The organism is Psychrobacter glacincola (assembly GCF_904846215.1).
Classification (GTDB): domain Bacteria; phylum Pseudomonadota; class Gammaproteobacteria; order Pseudomonadales; family Moraxellaceae; genus Psychrobacter; species Psychrobacter glacincola.
The window spans coordinates 65,320-71,938 of record NZ_CAJGZK010000017.1; the positions used below are offsets into that span (position 1 = coordinate 65,320).

Genomic DNA, 6,619 nt, shown 5'->3' on the forward strand with positions numbered 1-6,619 from the left:
TATTGAAAGTGACGAATCGTGAAGTAGGGTTGTGCGTGTCTGCAAGTCGCCATTGAATAGTATAATAAATTCATTTAATATGAATCTTTAGGGTAACTCTTTTTACCTTTATTATAAGCAGACAACTATGCAAGTTATCGATTTACCCAGTAAGCCACCAAGCTCTCCACATCCTATTCTCAATTTGAGCTTTCGGATATTTTTTAGTGCGGGGGCATTGTTTGCCATTATAACGATGACGTTATGGGCCTTTGTCTTTACTGGACGTACGGATATCGATGCGCAAACATTAAACCCGATATATTGGCACGGTCACGAGATGATTTATGGTTATGCGTTAGCCATTGTGGCAGGGTTCCTGCTGACCGCAGTGAAGACGTGGACTGGTGTCATGATGCCGCATGGTTATAAGCTATTAGGGATTTTTGTCTGTTGGTTGCTGGCGCGTTTGGGCTGGATAGCGTTTGCTTTAGGCGTTGATATTGGCATTGAGCAAAGTGCTTGGTTATATATAGCCGCCGTGTTTGATTTGTTGTTTGTCGGTTCTATGGCGTTGGTGATATTTCGTGCTGTTTTACAAGTGAAGCAGTATAAACAGATGGGTATTTTAGCGAAACTTGCGCTACTGACGCTGGGTAATGGGCTGTGCTACTGGGGTGTGTTTAGTGCCAATATGACGATGACAAAGATTGGCGTTTATTTGGGATTTTATCTTATCATTGGCTTGGTATTGACCATCGGTCGGCGCGTGGTGCCGTTCTTTATTGAGCGCGGTTTGGGTACTTCCAATGCTGCAGGCGTGGCAGAAACGGTGACGGTACGTAATAGTAAAGTGCAAGATATCACCAGCTTGCTATTTTTCTTAGCTTTTTTTATCACGGATCTGTTTTATCCTAACAAGTATTTGCTGACCATCAGTGCACTTGGCGTCGCAGTGGTCAATATCGTACGTTTAATAGGCTGGTATCATCGCGTTATTTGGCAAAAGCCATTATTATGGTCGTTATATATGGCGTTTTTAGGGATGTGCTTAAGCTTTATATTGTACGCGTTGCAACCATGGCTCGGTTACAATCATAGTATTGCCGTACATGGATTGGCAATTTCAGGTATCGGTATGATGACGGTAGCGATGATGGCGCGGGTGTCGCTTGGTCATACCGGACGCAGTATTCATGAGCCGCCCAAAACGGTAACTATCATGTTTGCACTGATGGCATTGGCATTTATCAGTCGTGTACTGTTGCCACTCATAGATACCAGTCATTATTTATGGTGGATAATAATAGCGCAAGGGGCTTGGATTGCGTGCTTTGTATTGTTTTGCATCAGCTATCTGCATATCCTAGCAAGCCCGCGTCCAGATGGTTTATTTGGTTAAAAAGTAGAGATTTTAAAACGTTCCCGTTGGTCATAGTGTAAGGCATGCCGTCTTGTCATTTTATGCCCATTCAATCTGCTTTCTCTCATTAAGCTATACTAGGTATAGTTAATCCACTTTTAAAAGGATGCAGAGCTGCTAGGGTTAATTATTCGCAGCCTCTGTCTGCGTAGGCACAGCAAGCAAGAAAAATTAACCCTAGTAGTACCTTATAATATTTGTATTTCTTTTATTTAGGACTGACTATAGCTTTACTTATCTAAGACAGTCCCTAAAATTATTATCTTACTTTATAATGAATGGCGCGCCAAACCATATCAAAGGTAATATCCTACAATGACCACGACCATTTTTGCTACCCACCATTATAATTATCCGCAAAATTTTATCGAGATGAAGCCCAAGATTACGCGGCTTGAGCAGGCAATAAAAAAGCTCGAAACCAATCTGATAAATGCGGATGCTGAGATATTAGAGCAAAGGCTCGCCAGTCATTTGGGGTTGCAAGTAGATTATGCCAGTGAGCTTAATGCCAATCAGCTATTGGCTGCCACGACCATTGAGGGTAAGGTGTTGGTCATCGCTGGTGCAGGTTCTGGCAAAACCAAAACCTTGACCTATAGGACCAGCTACCTGATAGAAAATGGCGTATCGCCAAAAGAGATTTTACTATTAACCTTTACTCGTAAAGCGGCTAATGAAATCAAGAATCGTGCTAGAACTTTACTGACAAGTCGTTTATTGGATAATAACCCCATAGATGGCAAAGCGTTAAATGATATCACCAGCGGCACCTTTCACTCTTTTTGTAATATGCTATTGCGCCAATATTCAGGACTACTTGGTATCAATCCGAGATTTACTATTTTAGATACAGGCGACAGTGAAGACGCCATTGATTTGACTCATAAAGAAAAAAAGTATCCAACCAAGATAACCAACCAAGCATTTCCGCGCAAAAAAACCTTACAAAATATCTTTTCAACCTCTAGAAATCGACGCATTCCTATCCGTCACTTAATAGAAAGCAGCTATCCTGACATTGCCGTACATATCCCTGTTATTGAGCAATTGGCCATTGATTTTCATGAGTATAAGCGCGCCAACCATTTATATGATTTTGATGACATCATTAGCCAAGTGGTGCGTCATTTAAAGCGTAATGATACCTTTCGGCAGCTGTTACAAAATCAATATCGTTATATCATGGTGGACGAATACCAAGACACCAATATCCCGCAAAAAGAGCTGATTGATCTTATGTGTGCGCCGGCATCGGTGTCGCTGATGGTCGTCGGTGATGACAATCAAAGCATTTATGCCTTTCGCGGTGCCAACTATGAAAATATATTATTATTTGGAGAGAGCTATCCTGAAGCCAAGCTGATTAAACTTGAGCAAAATTATCGCAGTACGCCAGCAGTGCTTGACTATATCAATGCGTTATCCGCTCAAATCACCCTAGGCTATCAAAAGCAGCTGTACTCTGACGTTTCGATGGAAGGTATAAAGCCGGTGTTCCGTCGTCTAAGCGATGAAAGCAAAGAAGCAAAGTATATCGCTGATAAAATCCTCGAATCAAAATCGGACTACGACTATCAAGACTTTGCAGTCTTATGCCGGACGTCTTTTCAATCAAATTACGTGCAGCTTGAGTTTATGGAACGCAATATTCCATTTATTGTCGTTGGCGGTATTCGTTTTATTGAAAGACGCCATATCAAAGATGTTTTGGCGTTTGTCAAAATCCTTTATAACCCCAATGATACCATCGCATGGCACCGTATCCTGACCTTATTCAAAGGGGTGGGGTCAGTGACTGCCACACGCTTGACCCAAGCAATCAATGCCGACAACAATTCCTTTGCGCCATTAATAACGACAAAGTTTACCAAAAAAAGTACCCAACTTGAGCCACTTTATAAAATGTTAAGTAAAGCCAGTCAGGCAGAGTCGGTCGAGGCTATTATCGAGCTGATTCTGGATTTTTATATGCCCGTTTTAAAAATCAATGAAGACAATTGGCGTGAGCGTAGCGAGGATTTCCGTGTGCTAAAAAATCTAGCGTCAGAGCATGATAGTCTAGATAGCTTTTTAGAAAATTTGGCGCTTGATCCGCCTAATGATTCGGTTGCCACTGCAGGTGTACCTGAGCAAGGAGAGGAGAGTATCGACAAAAACAGGGACAAAGTGACTATTTCAACCATTCATAGCGCCAAAGGGCTTGAATGGTCGGTGGTATTTGTCAACTCTTTGGTAGATGGTATGACACCGCATTATCGCTCATTAAGTGATTTTGAAGAGTTGGAAGAGGAGCGTAAGCTATTTTATGTCGCTTGTAGTCGTGCCAAAGCCAGATTATTTTTAACGGCGCCAGATTATTTTTCAAGCTATTCAGGCTATTTTGATAAAGTATCACGGTTTGTCGCTGAAGTACCGGCCGATACGATAACGGTTCTAACGGTCAAACAGCCTATAGATGAGAGTGATGATCCAGTTTGGTGGTGATAAAAAATATTATAGTCGATTCAAAATAAAAGCGCTACGATTGTAATAACGTGCTATTGGCTATAATTTTTTCTTGCTTGCTGTTCGCAGGCGTGACAGAGGCTGCGAATCACTAACCGCAGTAGTTCTGCACCCTTTTAAAGGCGGATTAACTATAAAAGTGGGCAAAATAAATTAAAAAATGACTTTTGTTTTTTATTAACATGTCATTATTCCTATTAAAAATACCTCAGATAAAAACTTATAACGAAAAGTATGGATTAATAAAAATATTTATTATATAAGGGTTTAATCTCTGGCTCAATGCGTTACTATGACCACCTTATTCGTTAAGTACTCATACTCGACATTCTGTATTAACACCATAAGAAAAGGATAGGTTATGCGCTATGAAGTTATCGTTATCGGTGCAGGTATGGTTGGCACATCGGTTGCTTGGCATCTACAAAAAAACAATGCTGAAGTTTTGCTTATAGATAAAAAGCTACCAGGCTCAGAGACTTCATACGGTAATGCGGGCTTGATTCAGCGCGAGGCGATTCATACCCATCCGTTTCCGCGCCATCTGACTGAGATGATACGGGTATTGCCAAACCAAGGGACGGATATTCGCTATCGTATACCAGCGATTCTTCGTTATCATCAAGCGCTACTGCAATACTGGAAATACTCTACGCCCGCTTCAGTCAAAAAAATCGAAGGCGAGTGGCAAACGCTGATTGAGCATTGCACCAGCGAACATCAGACCATGATTAGCGCCTCTGGTGCAGATGAGCTGATTACGCGTGATGGCTGGTTGCAATTACATCGCTCTGAAGATACCTTTAAAGAAGCCATTGCACTCGCTATCGATGCGCGCAATCAAGGTGTTGAGCACAACGTATTGACGGTAGACGAATTAAGAGTCATGGAACCGAGCGCCAATTTTGATGAGTTTGTCGGCGCAATTCATTGGCTGAACTCTTGGCAGGTCTCAAACCCAAGCTTACTCGTTAAAGCCTATGCAAAAAACTTCCAAGAAATGGGCGGCATACTTAAAGAGACGGGCGTTCAAGAAATCGTACAAGAAGAGGGCGGCTGGAAAGTTATCACTGATAGCGAGACGTTTTATAGTGATAAGTTGGTCATCGCAGCAGGACCTTGGTCTAATGATCTCATTAAGCCGCTTGGTTATGATTTACCCTTATTCCCAATGCGTGGCTATCATCAGCATTTTAAAGTCAATGAAAAAAACACTATCCATCATAGTATGTTTGATATGGACAAAGGCTTTGTCATGGGACCAATGCAGCAAGGTATCCGTATTACCACCGGTGCTGAGATGACGACCATGAATGCGCCAAAGAACTTTGGACAATTAAAGACTGTGCTCAAACTGGCGCGAAAAATATTGCCATTAGAAGATGCGGTTGAGAGTGAAGCATGGGCAGGATCACGTCCTTGTATGCCAGATATGAAGCCAGTTATTGGTCCTGCAAGCAACCATGAAAAATTGTGGTTTGCCTTTGGTCACAGTCATCAAGGCTTTACGTTAGGACCGATGACCGGTCGTTTGGTTGAAGAGATGATTCATCAAAAGCCATTATTGGTCGACATCAAGCCATTTAGCGCCGATCGTTTTTCTAAATAACGCGCGTAGCCTATAAATACACATCTATAAGGATAGAGAGTCATGAAAAAGCTTCATAGTAGTGAGCGCATGAGTAAGATTGTGGTACATAACAAAACCGTCTATCTATGTGGTCAAGTGGGTAACGCTGAAGATGACATCAAAGCCCAAACCTTAACTTGCCTAGAGAAAATCGAAAGCTTGTTGCAAGAAGTCGGTAGTGACAAATCAAAGCTGCTAATGGCGACTGTCTGGGTGAAGAGCATGTCGGATTTTGCGGCGATGAATGAAGTATGGGATAAGTGGTTTGAGGGTGTACAGCCACCAGCCCGCGCTTGTGGGGAATCTGCACTGGCACGTCCTGAGCTGTTGGTTGAGATTACCGCTATCGCTGCTGAATAAATACCGGTGCTTATTGTTTAAACACCGTATAACGATTAAGGGCATGATATGACTATCATGCCCTTTTTGATGAGTAACGCATGCAAATAGTCTATAATCAACCTCGTTGACAGTACAGTATTGACAGTTATCTGATGCGCAGTAAAAAGGGTTATAAAAATGATTAATACTAAAATATATCATTCAATTTATGTGTTGGCAGAAAAGCTATTAGAAGCAGACAGTGCTGATGATAAAGAGACATTTGATACGCTGTATGTACAGCTAAAAGACTTGTGCACTGAAAATGAGAAAGGCAATAAGGATCATCCGGAGCAGTGGGAGACATTGGCAGATTTTACCGAAAATTTGGATGAAGCGCTGATTATCTACCAAAAAGCCTTGGATAAAGCGGCTGCGATTAATTCAAAAGAGCATTTATCGTCGATTGCCTTTTCTATGGCTGAGCTACAGAGCGAGCTCGGACAGACAGAGGCAGCGATTAAGAGCTTACAGAATGCTAAAATAACGGCCAGTAAGCTCGACGATAAAGCGTTCAAAAGTGAGATAACTAAGTTGCTTAGCAAAATTTTGGCTGAGCAATCTTAGTTATGAGCCCATCCCAGATTCTGTGTAACTGCCCTTTAGATTAAATGCCTGCTAATACGATCATCAAACATAATCATAAAGCGATTAAGGGCAGACGTCCAGTTACGAATCGGCATCGACCACTTTTTAGA

Annotated in this window: 5 protein-coding genes; all 5 read left to right on the plus strand. The window is 41.9% G+C overall.

The genetic code is table 11. The features are described from left to right. The first annotated feature begins 127 nt into the window (after positions 1-127). The 5 genes from JMW90_RS10195 (at position 128) to JMW90_RS10215 (ending at position 6,488) form a co-directional block, all read left to right on the plus strand. On the plus strand, positions 128-1,381 hold the full coding sequence (locus JMW90_RS10195) for an NnrS family protein (protein WP_201563827.1): 1,254 nt from the start codon (positions 128-130) through the stop codon (positions 1,379-1,381). Positions 1,382-1,717: 336 nt separating this feature from the next. Next, entirely contained in the window at positions 1,718-3,889 is a 2,172-nt protein-coding gene (locus tag JMW90_RS10200; protein WP_201563829.1) for an ATP-dependent helicase, read from the plus strand. Positions 3,890-4,271: 382 nt separating this feature from the next. Next, positions 4,272-5,519, plus strand: a complete 1,248-nt coding sequence (locus JMW90_RS10205) for an NAD(P)/FAD-dependent oxidoreductase (RefSeq protein ID WP_201563832.1) — start codon at positions 4,272-4,274, stop codon at positions 5,517-5,519. A gap of 42 nt (positions 5,520-5,561) precedes the next feature. Next, positions 5,562-5,900, plus strand: a complete 339-nt coding sequence (locus JMW90_RS10210) for a RidA family protein (protein WP_181210205.1) — start codon at positions 5,562-5,564, stop codon at positions 5,898-5,900. A gap of 159 nt (positions 5,901-6,059) precedes the next feature. Continuing rightward, positions 6,060-6,488, plus strand: a complete 429-nt coding sequence (locus tag JMW90_RS10215; protein WP_201563834.1) for a tetratricopeptide repeat protein — start codon at positions 6,060-6,062, stop codon at positions 6,486-6,488. Positions 6,489-6,619: the final 131 nt, after the last annotated feature.

What these genes read in the sequence shown, in the direction of transcription:
- JMW90_RS10195 (WP_201563827.1), top strand. Translation starts at nt 128, where the DNA reads ATGCAAGTTATCGATTTACCCAGTAAGCCACCAAGCTCTCCACATCCT.
- JMW90_RS10200 (WP_201563829.1), top strand. Translation starts at nt 1,718, where the DNA reads ATGACCACGACCATTTTTGCTACCCACCATTATAATTATCCGCAAAAT.
- JMW90_RS10205 (WP_201563832.1), top strand. Translation starts at nt 4,272, where the DNA reads ATGCGCTATGAAGTTATCGTTATCGGTGCAGGTATGGTTGGCACATCG.
- JMW90_RS10210 (WP_181210205.1), top strand. Translation starts at nt 5,562, where the DNA reads ATGAAAAAGCTTCATAGTAGTGAGCGCATGAGTAAGATTGTGGTACAT.
- JMW90_RS10215 (WP_201563834.1), top strand. Translation starts at nt 6,060, where the DNA reads ATGATTAATACTAAAATATATCATTCAATTTATGTGTTGGCAGAAAAG.